Source organism: Methylovorus sp. SPW-M1 (assembly GCF_053848825.1).
The window spans coordinates 825,112-848,540 of sequence record NZ_CM132626.1; the positions used below are offsets into that span (position 1 = coordinate 825,112).

The 23,429-nt window shown below is 56.2% G+C and carries 24 protein-coding genes; 5 read left to right on the top strand and 19 right to left on the bottom strand.

Annotation, left to right across the window (positions count from 1 at the left end; translation table 11 throughout):
* Window positions 1-13 precede the first annotated feature (13 nt).
* The gene (gene bfr / locus ACWWD9_RS03880) at window positions 14-490 is read left to right on the top strand and encodes a bacterioferritin (protein ID WP_013442858.1); all 477 of its coding nucleotides are present in this window, start codon (window positions 14-16) and stop codon (window positions 488-490) included.
* A 156-nt stretch (window positions 491-646) separates the two neighbouring features.
* On the top strand, window positions 647-868 hold the full coding sequence (locus ACWWD9_RS03885) for a (2Fe-2S)-binding protein (RefSeq protein ID WP_159355202.1): 222 nt from the start codon (window positions 647-649) through the stop codon (window positions 866-868).
* Between the two features lie 107 nt (window positions 869-975).
* Here ACWWD9_RS03885 and ACWWD9_RS03890 read toward each other — a convergent pair whose 3' ends face one another.
* The 8 genes from ACWWD9_RS03890 to lnt all read right to left on the bottom strand — a co-directional run bounded on the left by ACWWD9_RS03890 (window position 976) and on the right by lnt (window position 9,358).
* Entirely contained in the window at window positions 976-2,163 is a 1,188-nt protein-coding gene (locus tag ACWWD9_RS03890; RefSeq protein WP_455868131.1) for a globin domain-containing protein, read from the bottom strand.
* A gap of 81 nt (window positions 2,164-2,244) precedes the next feature.
* Complete coding sequence (locus ACWWD9_RS03895) at window positions 2,245-2,697, bottom strand: Rrf2 family transcriptional regulator (protein ID WP_202943908.1); 453 nt, start codon at window positions 2,695-2,697, stop codon at window positions 2,245-2,247.
* A 54-nt stretch (window positions 2,698-2,751) separates the two neighbouring features.
* Window positions 2,752-3,462 carry a M48 family metallopeptidase gene (locus tag ACWWD9_RS03900; RefSeq protein ID WP_455867780.1) on the bottom strand — a complete coding sequence of 237 codons (711 nt, stop codon included), beginning with the start codon at window positions 3,460-3,462 and terminating at the stop codon, window positions 2,752-2,754.
* Window positions 3,455-4,171 carry a lysophospholipid acyltransferase family protein gene (locus ACWWD9_RS03905; RefSeq protein WP_013442853.1) on the bottom strand — a complete coding sequence of 239 codons (717 nt, stop codon included), beginning with the start codon at window positions 4,169-4,171 and terminating at the stop codon, window positions 3,455-3,457. Before ACWWD9_RS03905 ends, ACWWD9_RS03900 begins: the two co-directional genes overlap by 8 nt.
* Complete coding sequence (gene gmhB / locus ACWWD9_RS03910; RefSeq protein ID WP_015830712.1) at window positions 4,172-4,714, bottom strand: D-glycero-beta-D-manno-heptose 1,7-bisphosphate 7-phosphatase; 543 nt, start codon at window positions 4,712-4,714, stop codon at window positions 4,172-4,174.
* 2 nt (window positions 4,715-4,716) lie between these two features.
* The gene (gene glyS / locus ACWWD9_RS03915; RefSeq protein WP_455867781.1) at window positions 4,717-6,822 is read right to left on the bottom strand and encodes a glycine--tRNA ligase subunit beta; all 2,106 of its coding nucleotides are present in this window, start codon (window positions 6,820-6,822) and stop codon (window positions 4,717-4,719) included.
* A complete protein-coding gene (gene glyQ, locus ACWWD9_RS03920) occupies window positions 6,819-7,757 on the bottom strand; it encodes a glycine--tRNA ligase subunit alpha (RefSeq protein WP_013442850.1) in 939 nt (312 codons plus the stop codon). Before glyQ ends, glyS begins: the two co-directional genes overlap by 4 nt.
* A gap of 119 nt (window positions 7,758-7,876) precedes the next feature.
* On the bottom strand, window positions 7,877-9,358 hold the full coding sequence (gene lnt, locus ACWWD9_RS03925; protein ID WP_455867782.1) for an apolipoprotein N-acyltransferase: 1,482 nt from the start codon (window positions 9,356-9,358) through the stop codon (window positions 7,877-7,879).
* A 184-nt stretch (window positions 9,359-9,542) separates the two neighbouring features.
* Between lnt and mscL the strand changes: the two genes are divergently transcribed.
* Window positions 9,543-9,962 carry a large conductance mechanosensitive channel protein MscL gene (gene mscL, locus ACWWD9_RS03930; protein ID WP_013442848.1) on the top strand — a complete coding sequence of 140 codons (420 nt, stop codon included), beginning with the start codon at window positions 9,543-9,545 and terminating at the stop codon, window positions 9,960-9,962.
* A gap of 137 nt (window positions 9,963-10,099) precedes the next feature.
* Here the strand turns inward: mscL and ACWWD9_RS03935 are convergent, their stop codons facing one another.
* The 9 genes from ACWWD9_RS03935 to ACWWD9_RS03975 form a co-directional block, all read right to left on the bottom strand.
* Complete coding sequence (locus ACWWD9_RS03935) at window positions 10,100-10,525, bottom strand: hypothetical protein (protein ID WP_013442847.1); 426 nt, start codon at window positions 10,523-10,525, stop codon at window positions 10,100-10,102.
* Between the two features lie 100 nt (window positions 10,526-10,625).
* Window positions 10,626-11,465: an HlyC/CorC family transporter gene (locus tag ACWWD9_RS03940; protein ID WP_013442846.1), complete on the bottom strand. Its 840-nt coding sequence runs from the start codon at window positions 11,463-11,465 to the stop codon at window positions 10,626-10,628.
* A gap of 1 nt (window position 11,466) precedes the next feature.
* Window positions 11,467-11,934 (bottom strand): rRNA maturation RNase YbeY, encoded by a 468-nt coding sequence (gene ybeY, locus ACWWD9_RS03945; RefSeq protein WP_455867783.1) that lies wholly within the window; start codon window positions 11,932-11,934, stop codon window positions 11,467-11,469.
* Window positions 11,927-12,910, bottom strand: a complete 984-nt coding sequence (locus ACWWD9_RS03950) for a PhoH family protein (RefSeq protein ID WP_041370157.1) — start codon at window positions 12,908-12,910, stop codon at window positions 11,927-11,929. Before ACWWD9_RS03950 ends, ybeY begins: the two co-directional genes overlap by 8 nt.
* Window positions 12,911-12,967: 57 nt before the next feature.
* The gene (miaB, locus tag ACWWD9_RS03955; protein ID WP_013442843.1) at window positions 12,968-14,299 is read right to left on the bottom strand and encodes a tRNA (N6-isopentenyl adenosine(37)-C2)-methylthiotransferase MiaB; all 1,332 of its coding nucleotides are present in this window, start codon (window positions 14,297-14,299) and stop codon (window positions 12,968-12,970) included.
* Window positions 14,300-14,464: 165 nt separating this feature from the next.
* Window positions 14,465-15,307 (bottom strand): ATP-binding cassette domain-containing protein, encoded by an 843-nt coding sequence (locus ACWWD9_RS03960; protein ID WP_455867784.1) that lies wholly within the window; start codon window positions 15,305-15,307, stop codon window positions 14,465-14,467.
* A complete protein-coding gene (locus ACWWD9_RS03965; protein ID WP_455867785.1) occupies window positions 15,304-16,350 on the bottom strand; it encodes a FecCD family ABC transporter permease in 1,047 nt (348 codons plus the stop codon). Before ACWWD9_RS03965 ends, ACWWD9_RS03960 begins: the two co-directional genes overlap by 4 nt.
* 274 nt (window positions 16,351-16,624) lie before the next feature.
* Entirely contained in the window at window positions 16,625-17,527 is a 903-nt protein-coding gene (locus ACWWD9_RS03970; RefSeq protein ID WP_455867786.1) for a heme/hemin ABC transporter substrate-binding protein, read from the bottom strand.
* A complete protein-coding gene (locus ACWWD9_RS03975; protein ID WP_455867787.1) occupies window positions 17,524-18,597 on the bottom strand; it encodes a hemin-degrading factor in 1,074 nt (357 codons plus the stop codon). The genes ACWWD9_RS03970 and ACWWD9_RS03975 overlap by 4 nt, the downstream gene beginning before the upstream one ends.
* A gap of 290 nt (window positions 18,598-18,887) precedes the next feature.
* Here ACWWD9_RS03975 and cysG point away from each other — a divergent pair, with 290 nt between their 5' ends.
* Window positions 18,888-20,276 (top strand): siroheme synthase CysG, encoded by a 1,389-nt coding sequence (gene cysG, locus ACWWD9_RS03980; protein WP_455867788.1) that lies wholly within the window; start codon window positions 18,888-18,890, stop codon window positions 20,274-20,276.
* A 62-nt stretch (window positions 20,277-20,338) separates the two neighbouring features.
* Here the strand turns inward: cysG and ACWWD9_RS03985 are convergent, their stop codons facing one another.
* A complete protein-coding gene (locus ACWWD9_RS03985; protein WP_015830699.1) occupies window positions 20,339-21,658 on the bottom strand; it encodes an ATP-binding protein in 1,320 nt (439 codons plus the stop codon).
* A gap of 48 nt (window positions 21,659-21,706) precedes the next feature.
* Complete coding sequence (ompR, locus tag ACWWD9_RS03990; RefSeq protein ID WP_041362827.1) at window positions 21,707-22,435, bottom strand: osmolarity response regulator transcription factor OmpR; 729 nt, start codon at window positions 22,433-22,435, stop codon at window positions 21,707-21,709.
* A gap of 395 nt (window positions 22,436-22,830) precedes the next feature.
* Between ompR and ACWWD9_RS03995 the strand changes: the two genes are divergently transcribed.
* Window positions 22,831-23,379 carry an EF-hand domain-containing protein gene (locus ACWWD9_RS03995; RefSeq protein ID WP_015830698.1) on the top strand — a complete coding sequence of 183 codons (549 nt, stop codon included), beginning with the start codon at window positions 22,831-22,833 and terminating at the stop codon, window positions 23,377-23,379.
* The last annotated feature ends 50 nt before the right edge of the window (window positions 23,380-23,429 follow it).

Sequence of the window (23,429 nt, forward strand, 5' to 3'; positions counted from 1 at the left end):
GAAGGAGTAAAAGATGAAGGGTGACAAGAAAGTCGTTGAAATACTGAACAAGGTGCTCAAGAACGAGCTTACCTCCATCAATCAGTATTTCCTGCATGCTCGCATGTTTCGCAACTGGGGTCTGGAAAAGCTGAATGACTACCAGTACAAGCAGTCCATCCGCGTAATGAAGGAAGCCGACAAGGTGATTGAGCGCGTGCTGTTCCTGGAAGGCCTGCCCAACTTGCAGAATCTCGGCAAATTGCTCATTGGCGAAGACGTGGTGGAATGTCTGAACGGTGACCTCAAGTACGAAAAGGACATTCAGCGCCCACTGCTGATTGAAGCGATCGCCCTGTGCGAAGAGGTGCAGGATTATGTCAGCCGCGATTTGCTGCAGGATCTGCTGGAGCACTGCGAGGAAGCGATTGACTGGCTGGAAACCCAGCAAACCCTGATTGCGGATGTCAGCTTGCCGAATTACCTGCAGGCGCATATCGAATCCGATTAATCCGGTCGATGTCGCAGAATAAAAAACCGCAGCCCGTCTGCGGTTTTTTATTGCCCAAATATGTCAGTTACTTGGAACTATATTGACACGCTTTGCTCTATGAATGATAATGGTTCTCAATTTATTTTAACTGATATATAGTCGGCCTAAAATTATATGTATGTATGTGTTTGTCGTGCGGTAACTGAGCGTCAAATTTTTCAAGCAGCCCGTGCCGGGGCAAAAAATCTCAAAGACTTGAAGCGCGAACTGGGCGTTGCTGCCGAGTGCGGCCGTTGTGCGAGCTGCGCCAAGGATTGCCTGCGCGAGGCACATCAAGAGGCCGCGACTGTCGCCAAGATCATTCCTTTGCATGCGCCGGGCTTGGGCTACGCTTAACCTAGCATATCGAGATCTCGTCTTTCGACGGATTACATTACCTTTTTCCATGCAAAACGCCAGCTTCAAGCTGGCGTTTTGCATTCGGCTTCTGAGCCTGTCAAAAATTAAAGCAGGTGCTCCAGTAACTCAGGTCCAAACACTTCCCTGTGCAGGCGATCAGCGCTCACACCTGCATGCAGCAGATACTGGCGTTGCTGCTGCATGAATCCGGCCGGCCCGCACAAGTAAAACTCGCCATCCGTCAGGAACGGCTGCCACGCCGCAGTGGGGCGCACTTCATCGCCTGAAGACAAGGCATTTCCCATTTGGTAAAAGCGCTCGACGATTAAACCGGGCAGTTTGCGTTTTGCCGTCTCTAGTTCGTCTTGCAAAATATGCTGTTCTGTACCGCGATTGCCATGACAGAACAATATCTGGCGCGTGCTGCCGAGGTCGCGCAAGGTATTCAGAATAGAGAGCATAGGGGTGATGCCTATACCTGCTGACAGCAATGCAATAGGCTTTGCGGAAGACAAATCCACCTTAAGGTCGCCAAAGGCTTTGCTGGCGTTAATGAAATCACCTTCCTTGATATGCGTGTGCAGCCAGTTGGATACTGTACCCTCCGGTTTTCCAGTATGTTCGGTCTCGCGTTTTACGCTGATACGCCACCATGGCTGTTGCGGCGAATCCGACAGACTGTATTGGCGCAACTGACGCTTATCCTCATCCAATTGAGCTTCTACCGTGATGTATTGGCCAGGCAAGAATGCTCCGGGGCTCCTGCCATCTTCGGTTTGCAAGTAATAAGACACGATGTCAGCACTTTCCTGCACGCGTCTCACCACCTTGAGTCGGGTGAGTGCACCTGCCTCCGCGCCACTCTGGGCGTAGAGTTTCTTTTCCTCATCAATCAGCAGATTGGCCAGCAGCCAATACGCCTCTCCCCAGGCATCGATCAGCGCGGGAGTGGCGGCATCCCCGAGCACGGTTTTGATAGCGCCCAGCAGGTGTTCGCCAACAATAGGGTAATGTTCAGGCGTTAATCCCACCGCGGCATGCTTGTGCACAATACGGCTCACAACGGGGGCAAGGGCATCGGCATTATCGATATTGGCGGCGTAGGCAAAGACGGCGGCAGCGAGCGATTGCTGCTGCGAGCCATTAGCCTGATTTCCCATATTGAACAGATTGGTTAACTCGGGATGTGCGGCAAACATGCTGCGGTAAAACGTCGTGGTTATGGCAAGGCCATGCTCGCGAAGTACCGGTACGCTGGCGTCAATATAGGGTCTGGCGGTCGCTGAAAGCATCATCACTCCTTATGTTGTATTTAAAATGAAACAATATGGCTATAAAAAAACCGGGATATCCCGGGGTGCTGGTCCATGTACTTATGCCGTCATGGTTTGAAGGTGTTTCTGTTGCAGCCGTACGATAATTTCACTGGTATGTTTGGGGGTGACGTCCGCCAGTGTGTAGGTGTCCAGATGCCGGTAAAAGACATCCAGGCTTTCATCCAGCACACCCTTCAGGCCGCAACTGCCGGCCAAAGGGCAGGCTGGCTGAGCACAATCCACCAGGGATTGTTTTCCTTCCAGGGTGCGCACTACCAATCCCAACGACAGGCTGGCGGGATCCATGCCCAGGCGCAAACCGCCTCCTGGGCCCCGGGTTGCCTGTATCCAGCCGGTCTTGTTGAGGAAAGTCACGACTTTGATAAGGTGGTTGCGCGGCACATTCAACTGCTGGGCCAGCTCGGTAATGGAAACCATGCGCGTATGCGTGCTCTGTGACACATACATGAGTGCTCGCAAGCCAAGATCGGTGAATTTAGTCAGTTGCATGAGCGGCATCATAATATTGTTGCTTTTAAATTGCAACAATTGAATGCCAAGGTATTAATCGATGCGGTGCAGTTGCCGCGAAAGCTGCCGTAACTCAGCTTCGGCATCGCGGTAGCTGGGGAACAACCGTGCGACAATTGCCCAGAAACGGGCAGAGTGGTTCATTTCCTTGAGATGCGCCAATTCATGGGCAATTACATACTGGATAATATGCGGCGGCGCTTGAATTAAGCGCCAGTTCAGCCGGATTTCACCTTTGGAATTGCAACTTCCCCAGCGACTGCGTGCGCTGGACAAGGCAATCGGCGGCATGGGCAGGCCCAGTTTCTGCACCAGCAATTCTGTACGGCGGGTGAAATCGACCAGTGCCTGCTGTTTATACCACTGAGTGACACGGCGCTTAATCATGCTGGTATCGCTGATGTCCGTGAGGCGGACGTCCATGCGGCTGCCATCGCAACTGATCGCACGATTGCGGCTATCTACGGCAAGGTAAAGCGGCAGGCTGTTGCCCAGCAGCCATAGCGTTTCGCCGTTTTGCCAGCTCAGGGCGGGGACTTTGGCGGCGGCTTGCTGCTGAACTTTTTGCTGTATCCAGTCACGTTTGCTGTAAAGCAGGGCTTCAAGTTCGCGCAGGCTGAGTCGCTGCGGAATAGAGACAACCAGGCCCTGCTCGCTGATACGGAGCCCGATGGAGCGCCGCTTGCTGCTGCGCTTCAGTTCATATGGCAAGCGAGTGCCATCCGCCAATGCAAGTTCAGGCATTGCTGGCAGGCAGCTCCGTCATGGCGGATTCTATCCAGGCTTCTACGCGCTGGTTCAGCTCGTCAGGTTTCAAGCCTGCACTGGCAATGGCCGGGCCAATGTGAACAGTAATGGTGCCAGGCTTCTTGAGAAAGGAGTTCTTGGGCCACAGCGTGCCCGCATTGTGCGCAACAGGTACTACATTGCTTTGCGTATGCGTCGCCAGCCAGGCCCCGCCTATATGGTATTTGCCTTTGGTGCCCGGGGCCATGCGCGTGCCCTCGGGGAAAATCACTACCCAGAAGCCTTTTTTGAGCCTGTCCTTGCCCTGGGCTACCATTTGTTTGAGCGCTTCGCGACCGGCCGAGCGGTTGATGGCAATCGGTGACGTCATGGCAAGGCCCCAGCCGAAGAACGGAATCCACAACAGCTCGCGTTTCAGCACCCAGACCTGCGGGGGGAATATCTGCTGAAAGGCCAGCGTTTCCCACGCTGACTGGTGCTTGGCAAGAATGATACTGGGGGTAGTGGGGATGTTTTCCTGACCGATGATGCGATAACGGATGCCACAAGTAACGCGCAGCCACCAGAGCATGCTGCGAGCCCAGCCAGAGATGATCTGATAGCGCCAGATGGGCGGCAATGGGAAGGTCAGGATGGCAATGAAGGCATAGATGGGCGTCAGCAGCCACATGCCCAGGGTATAGAGTAAGGAGCGCAGAACGAGCATTTATTTGTCTTCAGCGATGATGCGTTGAACCGCCTCGGCCAAGTCCGCGCAAATCCAGGTGTTTTCGGGCAGACCGCCGGCTTGCAATGTAGCTTCCCCCTTGCCAGTGCGAACCAGAATGGGTTGGCAGCCGCATGCCACACCGGCTTGCAGGTCACGCAGGGAGTCGCCCACGCAGGCCACACCTTTCAGATCCATGCCAAAGCGACGGCCGATTTCCTCCAGCATGCCCGCTTTGGGCTTGCGGCAATCGCACTTGGCTTCCGCCGCATGCGGGCAATAAAACAAGGCATCAATGCGGCCGCCCAGCTGGCTAAGGCTGCGGTGCATTTTGTCGTGAATGGCATTGAGGGTGGCCATATCAAACAAGCCACGCCCAATGCCGGACTGGTTGGTGGCCAGTGCGACGCGGAATCCGCTCTGGTTCAGCAGCGCAATGGCTTCCAGGCTGCCCGCAATGGGAATCCACTCATTGGGGCTTTTGATGAAGTGAGGGGAGTCATGATTGATGACGCCATCGCGGTCCAGGATCACCAGCTTCATGATCAGCCTGCCAGTCTGGACAGGTCGGCGACGCGGTTCATGGCCTGGTGCAAGCTGGCCAGCAAGCCAAGGCGATTGGCTTTCAGCGCAGGGTCTTCTGCATTCACCATCACACCATCAAAAAACGCGTCTACAGGTGTTCTCAATGCGGCCAATGCCTGTAGCGATGACCGATAATCCCCGGCGGCAAAGGCGGCATCCGCCTGCGGCGTCACGCTGGCCAATGCTTGTGCCAAGGCCTGCTCGGCAGGCTCGACCAGCAGCGCCTGATTGATGCTGGCTTGTACATCACCTTCGGCTTTTTTCAGGATATTGCCGACGCGCTTGTTGGCGGCTGCCAGGCTCTCGGCTTCCGGCAAAGCGGCAAACGCTTTCACCGCTTCCAGGCGCTTTGCAATGTCTGCCAGTTGCTGCGGCTCAAGCGCCAGCACCGCATCCACTTCCTGGGCGCTGTAGCCTTGCTCGCGCAAGCTGCCAGAGAGACGGTCGTAAATAAAGCTGCGCAATGCGGTAGATGCATTTTCCACATCAGCGGCAAAGCAGCCAAAGGTGGTGTTCAGCAGGGTGTCCAGTGTCAGTGGCAGGCTGTTTTCAATCAACAGGCGCACCACGCCGAGCGCATGGCGACGCAAGGCAAAGGGATCTTTATCCCCGCTCGGAATCTGGCCGATGCCAAACATGCCGCACAGCGTTTCCAGTTTGTCCGCCAGTGCCACCACCACGCCTACCTGATTGCGCGGCAATTCATCGCCAGCGAAACGCGGCTTGTAATGGTCTTCAATGGCGTAGGCAACATTATTGTCCAGCCCTTCATGCTGCGCATAGTAGCGCCCCATGATGCCTTGCAACTCAGGGAATTCACCCACCATGTCTGTTACCAGATCGGCCTTGGCGAGGCGCGCAGCCTGCGCGGCCTTGCTTGCCAGTGTGTCACCGCCCAGTTGTTGGCCGATGGCGCTGGCAATGCTGGCAACGCGGGTAGTGCGCTGGCCTTGTGAGCCCAGCTTGTTGTGATAAACCACTTTATCCAGCGAAGCCAGACGGCTTTCCAGGGTTTTCTTGCGATCCTGGTCAAAGAAGAATTTGGCATCGGCCAGGCGTGGACGCACCACGCGCTCATTGCCGCCGATAACGGCGCTGGCATCATCCGGCGAAATATTCGACACGATCAGGAATTTGTTGCTCAGCTGACCATCTGCACTCAGCAGCGGGAAGTACTTCTGGTTGGCTTTCATGGTCAGAATCAGGCATTCCTGCGGTACTTGCAGGAATTCGTCTTCAAACTGGCCGAGCAAGACATTGGGGCGCTCTACCAGTGCGGTCACCTCATCCAGCAAGGCTTCATCCTGGATGGGGGTTAACTGGGGACCGGCCTTGGCGGCAGCGGCCGTCAGCTGGCGAACGATCTCGGCGCGACGCTCAGCAAAGCTGGCAATCACGGCGCCCTCAGTGTGCAGTTGCTCGGCGTAGTGGTCTGCATGACGCAGCGTCACCGGGCTGACCTTGGCTTCAAAGCGGTGGCCTTGCGTGGTGTTGCCAGACTGCAAGCCCAGCGCGCTGACCGGGATGACCTCATTGCCATGCAGCGCTACCAGACCATGGGCGGGGCGCACAAAATTCACACTGGTCCAGCCATCTTGCAACTGGTAGGTCATTACCTTGGGGATAGGCAGCTTGGCAAGTGCTTCGTCCAGCGCTTTTTGCAGGCCTTCGCTCAGCGTGGCGCCAGCGGCGGTGCCTTCCAGAAACAGAATGTCAGCCTTGCCATCATGCTCACGCTTGAGCTGGCTGACAGCGGATTCATCCGCGCCCAGCGCGGTCAGTTTTTTCAGCAGCGCGGGCGTCGCCTTGCCATTTGCATCCAGACCTACCGTGGCAGGCATCAGCTTGTGCGATAGGGATTTATCCGCAGCCTTGGCGACGACGTCGCTGATATGTGCCGCCAGACGACGCGGCGATGCATAGGCGGTGACCTGCGATGTCTCGCTGGTCAGGCCCTGCGATTTCAGCACCTCTAACAGGGTGCTGGAGAATGCCTCGCCCAGTTTGTTAAGGGCCTTGGGTGGGAGTTCTTCTACAAACAATTCAACTAACAGATTCTGCTTCATGCGGCGGCCTTCTTATCCAACTGTGCCAATACTTCATCTGCCCATGCTTTTGGGGCCATAGGGAAGCCAAGGCGGGCGCGGCTATCGAGGTAGCTCGCGGCAACTGAACGGGCGAGATTGCGAATGCGGCCGATATAGGCGGCGCGCTCCGTGACCGAAATCGCCCCGCGCGCATCCAGCAAGTTAAAGGTATGAGCGGCTTTCAGCACTTGCTCGTAGGCAGGCAGCGCCAATTGATGTTCCATCAGGTGTTGCGCCTGTTTTTCGTGGGCATTGAACGCGGTGAACAGGAAATCAGCATCGCTGTGCTCAAAGTTATAAGTCGATTGCTCGACTTCGTTTTGCTTGAATACGTCGCCGTAAGACAAATCGCGGGCACCGTGCAGGCCCTTGGCATATACCAGGTCATACACGTTTTCCACGCCTTGCAGATACATGGCGAGGCGCTCCAGACCATAGGTGATTTCACCAGTGATCGGTTTGCAGTTGATGCCGCCAACTTGCTGGAAGTAGGTGAACTGTGTCACCTCCATCCCATTCAGCCAGACTTCCCAGCCCAGGCCCCAGGCGCCCAGTGTCGGGTTTTCCCAGTCATCTTCCACAAAACGGATGTCGTTTTTCTTCAGATCGAAACCGAGGGCTTCCAGCGAGCCCAGGTAAAGCTCCAGAATATTGTCAGGCGCAGGTTTGAGCACCACTTGAAACTGGTAGTAATGCTGCAGACGGTTCGGGTTCTCACCGTAGCGGCCATCCTTGGGGCGGCGGCTGGGCTGAACATAGGCGGCTTTCCAGGGCTCGGGGCCCAGCGCGCGCAGGAAGGTGGCGGTGTGCGAGGTGCCTGCACCGACTTCCATGTCGTAAGGTTGCAGCAAGGCACAGCCCTGGGCATCCCAGTATTGCTGCAGCTTGAGAATAATCTGTTGAAATGTCAGCATATTTCCATTTCTGAATCTTGGTGAATGATCCGGCAGCCAGCGGGCTGCCAGTCAGTGTTGGCCGGGCCGATTTTCATGGTGTTTTAACGGCTTGCATGCAAGGCAAATAACCGCTAATTCTACTTGGTTTTACGGCCCCACAAAAGAGCGAGACTGCCCGCCAGCAGGATGAGCAAGGGCCAGTTGCCAAAGCGCACATAAGGCGTAGTGCCCACGTAAGCTTGCGCCTCACCTTCAAGTGTTGTGGCGATAAAGTGCGGCGCATGTGCCAGCACTTCGCCCTTGGGGTTGATAATGGCGGTGGCGCCGGTATTGGTACTGCGCAGCATCATGCGTGCCGTTTCTATTGCCCGCATCTGCGAGAACTGCAAATGCTGGTAGGCCGCAATCGATTCGCCATACCAGGCGTCATTGCTGGTATTCACCAGCACGCTGGCCTGTGGCAGCTGGCGGATGATTTCTTCACCAAACACATCTTCGTAGCAGATATTGACGGCCACGCGCTGACCGGCGACCTGCATGGGTTGCTGATCCAGCCCGCCGCGGGCGACATCCGCCAGTGGCATATTGAGCCAGTCGCGGTAGATCCAGCCAAATACCTGCTTCAGGGGAATGAACTCGCCAAATGGCACCAGGTGCGATTTGCGGTAAAACTGGGTATCGGCACTGCCTACGCTCATCATGCTGTTGTAGTACTGCTCGTGCTCGTATTCCACCACCCCGATGAGAATATCGCCGCCATTGGTCTGGGCATGTTGTTTCAGGCCATCAAGGTAGTTTTGCGGGACTTGCTGCAGCAAAACGGATAAGGCGGTTTCCGGCAGGATGATGAGTCTGGCTTGGCTCGCCAGTGCCATATCGTAATACTGGCGCATGCTGCGCAGCACTTCCTCTTCATTCCACTTTTTATCCTGCGATACATTGCCTTGCAGCAAGGCGACACTGACCGGCTCGCCCTCAGGCTGACTCCATTCGATCTGTTTCAAGGCCCAGCCGCAGCCTATCAGTACGGCCATCAGAACGACGCCCATGCGCCTGCGGGCCGGATGCAAGTACACGCTAACCAGCAGGCTGGCAAGCAGCGCTACCACCAGCGATACGCCATACGCGCCGATAATCGGCGCATAACCTGCCAGCGGACTGTCGGGTACTTGCGTGTAACCTATGCTCAGCCAGGGAAAGCCGGTGAATATCCAGCTTCTGACCCATTCTGAAAGTGCCCATAGCAAGGGCAGCGCAATCAGCATTTGGTGCGCAGGTCGACTGCGGGCGAGAGCGGCGACGATTGCCGGGAAAAGTGCCAGGAACGCACAAAGCAGGAAAGTAGCCAGCCCGGCCATCCAGAATGGCATGCCGCCAAAATCGTGCAGGCTGATGTAAATCCAGTAAATGCCAGCGCCAAATAATCCCAGGCCGTAGGTGAATCCCAGCCATGCAGCTTCTCGACGACGTGCCGTGGTGGTCACCAGATAGAAAAATCCGGCAAGCGACAATACGCCAGCCGGATAAACATAAAAGGGAGCAAAGCCGCTGACCGCGATTGCGCCCAGCAGGGCGGCCAGCAGATGTCTGGCCCATAAGGACTTGAATAAGGTAGGCAAAGTCGTGAGTGCAGAGAGATGAAATTGGCTGCCAGTATACCTGATGGCAGACGGCTCCACTGGCAGCCGGAGGCTGAATTATCTGGCGCCGTCTGGTTGACAGGCCACCGCAGCAGCCCCTATATTCGAGTCAAAGCGCAGTTAACAACATCCCTTTTCATATTCACAACAGGAGAAATCACGCATGGCCCTTTTGACAGAATTCAAGAAATTTGCCCTGCGCGGCAATGTAATGGATCTCGCGGTGGGTGTGATCATCGGCGCCGCCTTTGGCAAGATCGTGGACTCGCTGGTGGGCGACCTGATCATGCCAGTGGTGGGCATGTTGGTTGGCAAGCTCGATTTTTCCAATATGTACATCCAGTTATCCGATGCCCCGGCGGGCGTGCCGCAAACCTATGCCGCCCTTAAGGCGGCGGGTGTGCCTTTGCTGGCGTATGGTAATTTCCTCACCGTGGCCCTTAACTTTGTGATTCTGGCGTTTGTGATTTTCCTGCTGGTCAAGCAAATGAACCGCTTCCGCGATCAATTGACGCCAGAAGCACCACCCACACCAGAAGACGTGCTGCTGTTGCGTGAAATTCGTGATTCGCTGAAAAAATAGGCGTCCTGGCGGCGGGTGATTGTTACGACACCCTTGCCATATCCCCATAAACAACAAGCCCCGCAATGCGGGGCTTGTTGTTTGTCATACAGTACGACTTGGAATCAGCGATGAATCCGCCAAAGTTTTCCCGGCGTTCAGATATCCGAATCCGTCGATCTGCCTGGGGCCGGTGCAGGTGAAGCATCTGGGCTGCTCTCGCCATCATGGTTCATGAAGACCACCATGACGACCTTGTCATCCACGATATCCAGTTCAGTGGTCTTGTAATAAGCACCCTTTTCATCGGTATTCAGATAGTGGTAGTGCCACACGGAGGCGATCACCTTGCCATCAGGGTTGGTGATGTCGTCGCGTTTGCTGGGCTCGCCAAACTGTTCCACGATTTTCGATTTATCAATACCCGAGATGCCGGCGACGAACTCTTTTTCCGAAACCGCAATATCGCCGGTGGCTGAATTCGGGGCTTTAGCGTTTGGTACTTGAATATTTGGCGCCTGTGCAGCGCCTGCAATCGATTGCCCGGCAATACCCAGCATCAGTGCCAGTAACAAGGTTTTCATGATGTATCCCCTTAAAAATGTGGTACAGCTTCAAAGGGTATGAGATGTTTTTTTACGCTTGGTTCCATGCATCAATTCCAAGCTTATTCAATAGCTTGGCCTACTCGATTGCACTCTCGGGTTTTGCCTGAATCTCTACCAGCATGGAATGCAGGCGGCGGCTGTCTGCGCGCAAGACGGTGATGTGCAAACCATCAAAGCTGATCTGTTCGCCACGCTTGGGCAGATGGGCAAACTTGCTGACGACCAGACCGCCGATGGTGGAGAATTCTTCGTCGCTGAACTGGGTGCCCAGTGCTTCATTAAAGTCGGCGATTTCGGTCAGCGCCTTGATGCGATAGCGGCCCTGCGCATCGCGAATGATATTGTCCTCGGTTTCATCAAAGTCGTATTCGTCCTCAATGTCGCCGACGATCTGTTCCAGCACGTCTTCAATGGTGACCATGCCTGCCACACCGCCGTACTCATCCACGACGATGGCGATATGGTTGCGATTGCTGCGAAACTCTTTCAGCAGCACATTCAGGCGCTTGGATTCGGGAATGAAAACCGCGGGGCGCAGCATGTCGCGTACATCAAAATCTTCGCCAGCGTAATAACGCAGCAAATCCTTGGCGAGCAGAATGCCGATCACATGGTTCTTGTCGTCATCAATGACCGGAAAGCGCGAGTGCGCGGCTTCAATCACGAAGGGAATAAACTTCTCGGGCGCATCGGTGATGTCAATGACATCCATCTGCGAGCGGGGAATCATGATGTCACGTACCTGCATTTCGGACACTTGCAGCACGCCTTCAATCATGGAAAGGGCATCGGCATCCAGCAGGTTTTTTTCGTAGGCAGAGTGTAGCTGCTCGATCAGTTGTTCACGGTCTTCCGGTTCGCGCAGCAAAAAGTTGCTGATCAGTTCCAGCCATCGTGGTTTGTCGGTTTCGGCCATCTTAGGCGATTGCTTTCTTGGTCAATTCTGTTTTTTCGGCGGCGTAAGGGTCACTGTAGCCGAGTTTTGTGACGATTTCTGTTTCCAGGCCTTCCATCAGCTCGGCCTGCGGCTCGGTTTCATGGTCGTAGCCATGCAGGTGTAGCACGCCATGTACGGTCAAATGGGCGTAGTGCGCTTCAACCGGTTTGCCTTGTTCTGCGGCTTCGCGGGCAACCACTGGTGCGCACAAAATAATATCGCCCATCAGGTGGGGCTCTTCCGTCAGCGGAAAGGTCAGCACGTTGGTGGCGTAATCCTTGCCGCGATAATCGCGGTTGAGCGCGCGGCCTTCTTCTTCATCCACAATTCTTAAAGCAAGTTCCGTGTCAACGCGCAGGGTGGCACGCGCCCATTTGCGAAACAGCTTGTCGGTGGGGATATTGGTAGCCTCGCTAGCCACCTGCACATCCATTGCCAGTCTAGGCATCGGAGCGGCCTCGCCTGTCCGTGTCATGCGGCTGGGCATGGCGCTCGCTATCAAAGGTTTCGTAGGCATTGATGATCTTCTGCACCAGCGGATGGCGCACCACATCCTCAGACAGGAAGTGGGTAAAGGCGATGCCACGCACGTCTTTCAGCACCTGCTTGGCTTCCACCAGGCCGCTCTTCTGGCCGCGCCCAAGGTCGATCTGGGTCACGTCGCCGGTGATCACCGCTTTGGTGCCAAAGCCGATGCGGGTGAGGAACATCTTCATTTGTTCCGGCGTGGTGTTCTGCGCTTCATCCAGAATGATAAAGCTCTGGTTCAGCGTGCGGCCGCGCATGTAAGCCAGTGGCGCGACTTCAATGGCGCCGCGTTCAAACATCTTGTTCACGGTGTCGTAGCCTGCCAGGTCGTACAAGGCGTCATACAGTGGTCGCAGGTAAGGGTCGACTTTCTGCGCCAGATCGCCTGGCAAAAAGCCCAGTCGCTCGCCCGCTTCCACGGCCGGACGCACCAGTACGATGCGCTTCACCCTGTCGCGGGTCATGGCATCAATCGCGCTGGCCACCGCCAGATAGGTTTTGCCCGTACCCGCCGGGCCAATGCCAAAGGTAATGTCAAAGTCCTGAATCTGTTGCAGATAACTGACCTGGCGCGGCGTGCGGCCATGCAGATCCTGACGGCGTGTCATCAGTACCGGCATTTCCTTTTGTACATCTTCTGGCTTCATGCGGTCGATCTCGACCAGCCCCAGCTGTATCTCTTCCAGGCTCACGGGTTTGCTGGCGCGATCATAAAAGTTTTCGATCAGCTGCGCGGCAATGCGCACATTGGTTTGCTCGCCGGAGAAGCGGAAATGCGCGCCGCGGCGTGCGATGCCAACATCCAGGGCATCTTCGATCTGCTTGAGGTTTTCATCCAGCGCGCCACACAGGTTGGCAAGACGCAGATTGTCTTCGGGACTAAGGGTAATTTCCATTATGGGGTAACCGCCCAATGGGCAATAAGTGCATCAGTTAAAAGGGCAGAGAGGCGCTTAAGCAAGGCATTCTCCACGCAAGGTGTGCGGCATGGCCTGGGTGATTTTTACATGGACAAACTGATTAATCAGCTTGGCGTCACCGGGGAAATTGACGATACGGTTGTTATCGGTGCGGCCAGCCAGTTCGCCAGTGTCTTTTTTGGACAGGCTTTCGACCAGCACACGCTGCACGCTGCCGACCATGGATTCGCTCACGGCTTTGCCTTGGGCTTCATTCAGTTCCTGCAGGCGGCTGAGGCGCTCCAGCTTGGTTTCCTCGCTGGTGTCATCCGGCAGATAGGAGGCGGGCGTACCGGGACGTGCGCTGTAGGTAAAGCTGTAGCTGAAGTCAAACCCTACATCCTGCATGAGCTTGAGCGTGGCGGCGAAGTCCTGCTCTGATTCGCCCGGAAACCCCACGATGAAGTCGGAGGTGATGCAGATATCCGGACGCGCACGGCGCAACTTGCGGATGATGGATTTGTACTGCAGCGCGGTGTAATTGCGCTTCATGCCCATCAGCACGCGGTCGGATCCGGCCTGCACCGGCAGGTGCAGATGCGAAACCAGCTTGGGAATGCGCGCGAAGCAGTCAATCAGGGCTTCGCTCATTTCATTGGGGTGCGAGGTGGTAAAGCGTATGCGCTCGATTTGCGGGATTTCGGCAATGTAGTCAATCAGCATGGCGAGGTCCGCCGCCGTGCCATCGGCACTGGTGCTGCGGTAGGCATTGACGTTCTGGCCCAGCAGGGTGATTTCCTTGACGCCTTGTTCCGCCAGCTGGATGGCCTCGACCAGAATATCTTCAAATGGGCGCGAGAATTCCTCACCGCGGGTATATGGCACTACGCAGAAGCTGCAATACTTGTTGCAGCCCTCCATGATGGAAAGAAACGCGGCTGCCCCTTCCACACGTGGCGGTGGCAGATGGTCAAACTTTTCGATTTCGGGGAAGCTGATATCCACTTGCGACAGTCCGCTGCTACGGCGGTTGGCAATCAGTTCCGGCAGGCGATGCAGGGTTTGCGGGCCGAAGACCACATCGACATAAGGCGCGCGGTCGACAATATGCTGGCCTTCCTGGCTGGCGACGCAGCCGCCGACACCGATGACCAGATTCGGGTTTTTTTCCTTGAGCGGAATGAAACGACCCAGGTGGCTGAACACTTTTTCCTGGGCTTTTTCGCGCACGGAGCAGGTGTTCAGCAGGATGACGTCTGCGTCTTCCGGATTATCGGTGGGTTGCATGCCATCGGCCGCATTTAGCATGTCGGCCATGCGCGACGAGTCATACTCGTTCATCTGGCAGCCGAATGTCTTGATGAAAACTTTTTTTGGCGTGTTCATGATTGCGTGTACAACCGCAAGTCAGAGGATGTGCACATGGCCGGCACAAGGGGGGAGAGCTGGAGGTTTCGGTGCAAAATATCTTAAAAAAACAGTACGCTAAGGCTTAATTGTAGCCCAGCCCAAGGCTAAATGCCAATCAAGGTCATGGCGGCAGGCATACACTCAGCTGTTCAGATGGCTGTGTGCCTGTGGGCGTGCTGTCGGGGCAGCGTTTTTCTTGCGGTAAACCACGGCCTGGCCGTCTGGCGTCATCAGGCTGCCCAGGTGGATGCCATACAGGGACTGCAAGGCGGGCAGTGCGTGCAGATCGGCTTTTACCTGGCTTTCCAGTTGACCATTGTTGACTAGCAACAGGCGATCAAACGCATGCAGGGCCTGGTTGATGTCATGCAGGATAGCGAGCAGGGCATGCCCGCGGGCTTCAGCATAGCTTTGCATGCTTTCCAGCAGTTCACCTTGCAAGCCGGGGTCTAGCGCCGCCAGTGGTTCATCCATCATCACCAGCCCTTGTTCTATATCCCATAGTTGCGCAAATATCCGGGCGAGGTGAATGCGGGCCTGCTCGCCGCCGGATAGTTGATCCATCTTGCGTCCCGCCAGATGGGCGGCATGCGCCAGTTGCATGGCGTTGTGCACAATGGTCGTCAGGTGCGGGTCAATCTCCAGTGCCGCACGACCCAGAGACACCACCAGCTCGGTCTGCATGCCAAAGGCGACATGGGTGGTTTGCGCCAGCACAGCGCGCCGACGGCTCATCTCGCGCAGGCTGTAATGGCGGATATCGCGTCCCAGCAGGCTGATGTGGCCGCCTGAATGATGAAGCTCGCGCGATGCCAGCTTGAGCAGGGTGGATTTGCCGGCGCCGCTGGGGCCCAGCACCGCTACACGCTCGCCTGCATGCAAGGTCAGGGTATAAGGGCCAAAGTGATGGCGCCCCAGGCGCAGGCTGGCTGCTTCCATGACCAGGAGTGGCTGGTTGATCAGGTTGATGGTAGCTGGGTTCATCCTATCCGTTCACGTGTTTGATTAAGCAGCATCAGAAAAAATGGCCCGCCAAGCAGGGCGGTAAAGATGCCCACCGGAATTTCAGCAGGTGTTGCCAGTGTCCTTGCCAGCGTATCGGCGATCAGCAATAGCAATCCGCCAAACACGATGGACAAGGGTAAAACCCGTCGCTGGTCTGAACCATGCAAAGTGCGTACCAGATGCGGCGCGATCAGGCTGATAAAGCTGATCATGCCGCACCAGGCCACCGTGGCGCCTACCAGCAACGCGACGATCAAAATGGTACGGGCGCGCAATGTTTCCACTTCTACTCCCACATGCGCTGCCGCCGCTTCTCCCAGCGCCAGTGCGTTCATGGCGCGGGCCAGCCTGCGGATCTGCCATGTGGCCAGCAGCAACATGAGTAGCGCCACACCGACGATGGCCCAGCCCGCGCCAGCCAGTGAACCCAGGGTCCAGAAGCTCAGGCTGCGCAGCTGTTCATCCGTGGATAAATAGGTGCACAGCCCCAGCACCGCTACCGCGATCGCATTCAGGGCAATCCCCGTCAGCAGTAGTCCGGCGATGGAGCCTGGCGTAATCCAGCGCGCCACGCGATCCAGCGTAAAACAGACCAGCAATGCGCCAACAAACGCCGCCAGCGGCAATAACCACGGCCGCAGGCCCGTCGGCCATGTCCAAGGCAAACTGTCCGCAAAAACAATCGTCAAGGCGGCAGCACATGCGGCGCCACTATTCACGCCCAGCAAACCGGGGTCTGCCAGAGGGTTGCGAAACAGGCCCTGTGCCAGCGCACCCGCTACCCCCAGCATGCCGCCCGCCAACAGGGCGAGCAGGGTTCTTGGCAGGCGAAGTTCCCACAGGACATAGCTATTGCCCGTGTTTTCGCCATGCAAGGGAGTCAGCCAATCGCGCCAGCTTATGGGCACAGCGCCTATGGAACTTGCCATGGCAAGCGCCAAGAGGGTGATGGCGAGCAGTAATACAACAGGCCATTGGTTACCCCATTTTGAGCGTGGGGCAAAGCGAAAGGGAGTGCGCATTTCTCAGGCCCGGATCAATCTTTCGGCCCTGTGCCATGCCCGCGCAGGACTAACAGTTGTGCAGCTTGCATCGATTTTCGCTCTATGTTCGTCATGCATATGCATAGAAAAGTTCAGCATCTGTGGCGGGGGTGTGGCCCATGGAGAGCAGGCATGCTCGGTATCTGGGTGGCATAAGTCGCTATTTTGATGTGGTATTTCTGACAAATTCTGGCGGTGTAACTTTTGGATACCGCAGATGAAATATGCATGATTGAAAGCGCCAGTTTTCACCTTATCCTGCCTGCATGGCAGATTGCAGGGAGCGGTCCAGCTCTTTCAGCGCCAGCGGCAAGCGCGGACCAAAGCCGAGCAGCAGCATGGTTTCCATGCTGACGATGCGCTGCTTGCGCCCTGCAGGTGTTTGCGCCAGGCCAGGCAGCTTGAGAATCGCAGCTTTGCTGCCCGCCGCTTTCAGCCCCAGGTCGGTCAGCAGGATGATGTCGGGTTGCGCCGCGATCACCGCTTCCGGCGTCAGAGGCTTGAATCCGGTGAAACCCTGCATGGCATTCCTGGCACCGGCATAGCGCAGCATGGCATCTGCGCTGGTTTCCTGCCCGGCCACCATGATTTGCGACATGGAATGCGAAAGAATAAACAGCACGCGAGGCGACGCCGCTGAATGCGCCTCCACACTTGTGCGCACCCCCTGCCACTCATTGCGCAGGCGCGCTTGCAGCTCACTCGCTTCCGCTACGCGACCCGTGAGTTCGCCCACTTTTTGTATGCGCTGCAGCAAGCCTTCGAATTGATGGTTGGCGGCGAGGATATGCACCGCAATGCCTGCATTTTCCAGCTGCCGCAATACGCTGGATGGCCCGGCATCTTCGGTTGCCAATACCATGGACGGTGCAAGCGCCAGAATACCCTCGGCAGACAGGGTGCGCGCATAACCCACGCTGGGCAGCGCCTGTGCCGCTGGCGGATAAAGCGAGGTGGTGTCTACGCCCGCCAGTTCGGCCGAAGCGCCCAAGGCATAGACAATTTCAGTGAGAGCGCCGCCTACGCATACCAGGCGTCGGTTGGCGGCATACGCCGGCTGCGGTAGCCAGCCGATCGCGGGGAGCACCCCCAGCGCCAGCCACTGTTTCAAGTGTTCCCGCCGGGAGGGCATGGCTGGTTGGTGCGCGATGCTCATGCCGTGCAGGCCTCGGTAATATCGGCAATCAAGGCGCGCCAGGATTCCAGCTCGGGCTTGCCGGGTTTGCGCTCCCCAAACAGCATGGCGATATTTTCGCCTTGCGCATCAAACAATTCGAGCGAGGTGACGATGCCGTCCTCTGTGGTTTTTTTTACCACCCAGGCGTTGGCGATCAGATCCTGCCGCAAATGCAGATTAAAGCCTTCGTCGAGCACATTGATCCAGGGGCCCATCAGCTTGATATTGCTGACCGGGCCGCTATGAATCTGAATGATGCCGGGGTTGCCGACAAACACCATGATGGCCACATTTTCGGCGGCGGCCGCCTGCAAAAGGCGGGTGATGACATCGGGTGTCACGGGGATTGAAAAGCGGGGATCCGCAAGTCGCAAGCCTTGCGTGCGAGTCACCTTGTATTGCTTGAGCAGCCCGAAAAATTCATGCGTGTCCCGCATGGCGGCCCAGTCACGGCGGAATCCGGCAATGTCGATTTCGCTGTCATCCACGGCTGCAGGCGGTAGGCGGGGTGTTTCCACCACCATGTCACCGGATTGATCCTCAGCCCGGAATTGTGCGAGCAGGGATTGGTAAGCCGCCTGCTGACTGGTGGGTTTCAAAAAGATTTTATGCAGCGCAGTACCGGTACTATCAAAAAACTGCAGGCTTTGTTGCAAGCCTTTGCTGGTGTGTTCTTCTACCGCAAAGCCATGGCGCCACTGCTGATAAAACAAGCGCAGGTCTATGCTGCCTGCCAGAACCAGTCCCACTGGGCCCTGATGGCTTACCTTGCGATAAACACCGGATTTTTCATGTACGCAGCTCTCATTGCGGGTCAGCGCCATGACTTCACCCAAGGGTTCAATCGCGGCAATGATCGCGGGGAATTCCGGTCGCAGCCGGGTGGCGTGCATGTCACTATCCGAGCCTATGGCATCCATTCCGCAATGCGCGGCAATCAATTCCCCTTCGCTGATTTCGAGAGTGGCGGCAATTTCTCTGTGGCGTAAGCTGCTTTCGCGCCGCATGCGGCTAAAAGCTTCAATGATGGCGTCCTGCCTGGCGTGCATGGTGTCCTCCGATGAGTCACGGGCTGGCAAGCGCTGGCTGGTGCGAGTATGGCGAGCGATAGTGGCTGCGCCATGGGTTGATGATGCAGGATTATATAATGAGAATGGTTCTTATTACAACAATGCAGCATGGGTGACTTCGCGCGCTAACAAGCCACCCATGCATGTCCTCATGAATGTCTATCCAAGAGCTTTCAAGACGCTTGTGCAGGCCATCTTCTGCAGCGGTAACGGCAAACGCGCAAGAAAAATTGGAACGAGGGAGAATGGCCGCAGTGTAAAATGGCGAGATGGACGCACTCCCAATTTTCATGAATATCCGGCAACAGCGCTGCGTAGTGATAGGCGGCGGAGAGGTTGCCGCCCGCAAGGTGCTTATGCTGCGCAAGGCGGGCGCTGCCGTTGAGGTCTACTCCCCTGAGCTGTATCCTGAATTGCAGACCCTGGCTGAACAGGGCGATATTCTGCACATAGCGGATACGTTTCAACCGCCGCAGCTGGATGGTGCCCGCCTGGTGGTGGCTGCCACCGATGATGAAGACGTCAATCAGGCGGTCTCGCAGGAGGCGCAAGCGCGCAATATTCCGGTCAATGTAGTGGATGCGCCAGCCTTGTGTACCTTCACCATGCCATCGATTGTCGACCGCTCTCCTATTGTGATTGCGATCTCCAGCGGCGGTGCAGCGCCGGTATTGGCCCGCAGCATACGCAGCAAGATCGAAACCATGGTGCCAGCGACATATGGCCGGCTGGCGACGCTCGCCGCGCGCTTTCGCGAGCGGGTGAAGCAGCATTTTCCTACCACCCAGCAACGAAGGATGTTCTGGGAGGAGGTTCTGCAAGGCCCCATCGGTGAACAAGTGCTGGCCGGACAGGAACTCGCAGCCGAGGCTGCGCTGGTGCAAAAGCTAGAACAACCTGCCCGTGCTCCGCGAGGCGAGGTTTATCTGGTCGGTGGGGGCCCTGGCGATCCCGATTTGCTGACGTTTCGGGCGTTGCGCCTGATGCAGCAGGCGGATGTATGCGTGTATGACAAACTGGTGAGCCCGGAAGTCATGGAACTGGTGCGGCGCGACGCCGAACTGGTGTATGTGGGCAAAGCGCGTGATCAGCACACCCTCCCGCAGGAGGAGATCAACGAATTATTGGTACGACTGGCGCAAGAAGGTAAGCGCGTCTTGCGCCTCAAGGGCGGCGATCCCTTTATCTTTGGGCGCGGTGGGGAGGAGATTGAAACCCTGATGGCGCATGGCATTCCATTTCAGGTGGTGCCTGGGGTAACGGCGGCTTCTGGCGTGGCGAGTTATGCCGGTATCCCGCTGACACACCGTGACTTTGCCCAGACCTGCATCTTTACCACCGGACACCTGAAGGACGGTACGGTGGACCTAGACTGGCCGGCACTGGTGCGGCCGCAGCAAACAGTCGTCATTTACATGGGCCTGGCTGCCCTGCCCGAGATATGCCAGCAGCTCATCGCCCATGGCCTTTCCGCAGATACTCCCGCCGCGGTTGTACAGCACGGTACCTTGCCAAGTCAGCGGGTGGTGACAGAAAGTTTGCAGAATCTGGCAGCAAAGGTGGCGGAGGCGCATTTGAAGTCGCCATCCTTGATCGTCATTGGTGGTGTGGTTGGTTTGCGCAGCAAGCTGGCGTGGTTTGAAGGCAGGGCTGACTGAAGTCTGATAGCTGCAGGCGATTGGCAGAGGTGCGTTAATCGCCTTGCATGCGTTTTACGAAGTTAATTTGCCACGTTCTTGACGATAGGCAATATCAGGCGCGCTTCCAGACCGCCTTCCTGGCGGTTGATCAATTCCAGGTGACCTTTGTGCAGGCGGGCGATGCGGTCTGCAATCGCCAGGCCCAGGCCGCTGCCACTCTCATTGCCACGTGCGGTATCCAGACGTTCAAAAGGTCGCAGCAGGCGGCTGATCTGCGATGGAGGAATGCCAGGGCCATTGTCCAGTACGCTCAGTATAATGGTGCCAGCGGTGATTCTGGTCTCCACTGAGACTTCACTGCTGCCATACTTGAAGGCGTTATCAATCAGGTTGCCCAATAGCCGGTGCATGGCAAGGGGACGCAGCGGTATCAGATGTGTGGGTGCCAGTCGCAAGATCATGCGGCGGCCAGCGCGTGTGTGGCGATCGTAAATCGACTTCAGCAGGGCATTGATATCGATCATCTGCGTCGGTTCGCCCTCCACTCCACGCACAAAATCCAGGAACTGGTGGATGATGTTATCCATGTCCGTGATGTCCTGGATCATGCCATTTTTCAGGCTGTCGCCCAGTTCATTCGGCAGCATTTCCACTGACAGGCGCAAACGAGCCAGCGGCGTGCGCAAATCATGCGAAACCCCAGCCAGCAGCAGGGTACGTTCGGAATCCAGCCGGGCCAGGGCCTCCATCATGTCGTTAAAGGCATGGTTCACATCGCTCAGTTCATCCAGGCCATCTTCTGGCAACTTCGGCGGTTGCTCGCCTTTACGCAGACGGTCTGCCGAACGAATAAGCAGGCTGAGCGGCCGATTGATGCGGGCAGCCAGCAAATAGGCCCCCGCCAGTGACAGCAGGATGACCAGCGCGCCCCAGCCCAGCCATTGCCATGGGAAGGGTCTATCCACCTGTATGCGCGGAATAACCACCCAGTAATCGTCCTGCCCAATGGTGAAGCTCACCCACAGGCCTGGGATGCCGAAGTGATTCACCGCCACAATGGTTTCATTGCCCAGCTTTTCCTTGATCTTGGCGGCTATCAGCGCAATTACCGGATCATCCGGCAGTTTTTCGATCTCTTCCAGCAGGTCGGCGGCGTAAATACGTACCCCTTCTTTACCGGATAGCTCGGATAAAAGCGCCAGGCGGCGGTTTTCATGAGCAGCAAGCAGCGATGCACGCGTGAAATTCACGACGGTTACCGCTTGCAGCGCAACCGCTGTGGCGCGTGGTTTGCGCTCGAAGTAATCGAAGATTTTGAGTGAAGCGTACTGGCCGATCACCAGCAGAATGGCAATCAGTAGCATGGCCCTGGCGAGCAGGGTGCGCGGGAATAATCTCAATTGAAATGCAAACAGTCGTGACAAGCAGCGATCAAGGCACGGCCCTGATTAATGCTTGATGGTTTCGCCGTCGGGGATGAATACATAGCCAAAGCCCCACATGGTTTGCAGATAGCGGGGGTGTGTAGGATCTGCTTCAATCAGGCGGCGCAGGCGCGAGACTTGTACGTCAATGCTGCGGTCAAATACATCCAGCTCGCGGCCACGCGCCAGCTGCATGAGACGATCGCGCGACAAGGGTTGGCGCGGGTGATCAACAAACACTTTCAGCAATGCGTATTCGCCGCTGGTAATCGTGATCTGCTCGCCATTTTTGAGCAGGCTGCGGGTGGAAGGGTCAAACACGAATTCGCCAAAGCTGATGGTTTCGGTGCTATTGGCTGGTGCGCCGGGCACAGGACGCTCATTGCGCCGCATGACGGCATTGATACGCGCCAGCAACTCGCGCGGGTTGAAAGGCTTGGGCAAGTAATCATCCGCACCCATTTCCAGCCCGATAATTCGATCTACCTCATCACCTCGGGCGGTCAGCATGATGATGGGCATGGTGCTGCCTGCGGCTCGCAAACGGCGGCAAATGGCCAGGCCGTCTTCGCTGGGCAGCATCAGATCAAGCACCAGCAAATCAATATGTTCGCTACTTAATACGGTATTCATCTCGGTTGAATCAGAGACGGTTTTTACGCTGAAGCCTTGTTCGCTGAGGTAGCGTTGCAGTAGCTCACGCATGCGCAAATCATCGTCAACCATCAGGATTTTTTTTGGATTGGTCTGCATGGCGTTCATAGCAATATGTGGTCTAATGTGGCGAGATTTATTATGTTGAATATTATACGGTTAGGTAGTTGCTGTTGGGGAATATAAATGTGGCGATTGTCACAAATTGTTACATTCAGACGGCACAGTGAAACACTCGATTTACATTCCTGCTTCATTATAATCACGGCTGCAGTGCCAAATAATAATATGCGGAATTCTCAAGCGCACCAACACTCGAAGCAATATGGTTTGCGGAATCAGGCGAGGAGCTATCAAGGCTCCCCCAAGAAGTGGAGAAATGGAACAATGAACGTAGTTGATTTCAATCTTTGTCGGGCGTCTGACTGTCGCTCCTGTCTGGCCTGATTTTCCATCCTATGATGTCTCTTTCATCGGTTTCCCGGTTTGGATGCATGCACGTTGCGATTGCGGCCTGTCTGGTGATTGGCGCTATGGATGTGTTGTACGCCGCTCCCAAGGATGCAAACGATAACGCTGACGATGATGGCCCCAAACCATCCCTGGTCGTGGCCCCCGATAGCAGTGCCCCTGCCAAATCTTTAAACGGCAACATCAGCATTGAAGAAAACATGCGTTTGCGCCGCGATCTCTATGAGTATTCCCGTGCCGTAGATCCCGCCCATATTCAGATTGAAGAACGTCGTCGCGTGATGCATCAACGTCTGCAGGCAAGGTTTGACCAAGCGGACAAGGATAACGATGGCGCCATTTCCCGTATCGAGGCATTTGAGTTGCTGCCACAGATCGCACGTCATTTCAGCCAGGTAGACGCCAATAATGATGGCGTGATTACCATGGAAGAACTGGAGTCTGCGCAGGCAAAAGCCATTGAACGCCAGCAACGTCCTATCCCGGTGGTCAGAGAAGAAGCACAGGTATTGCCCTCCCCGAAGGTAAAGGAAAAAGGCGCCATGGTGAATAGCAGAAAGCGCGCCTTGTAATCCTCATTTCATCTCCCGAATTTTAAATGCCATTTAAATATATGAATTTA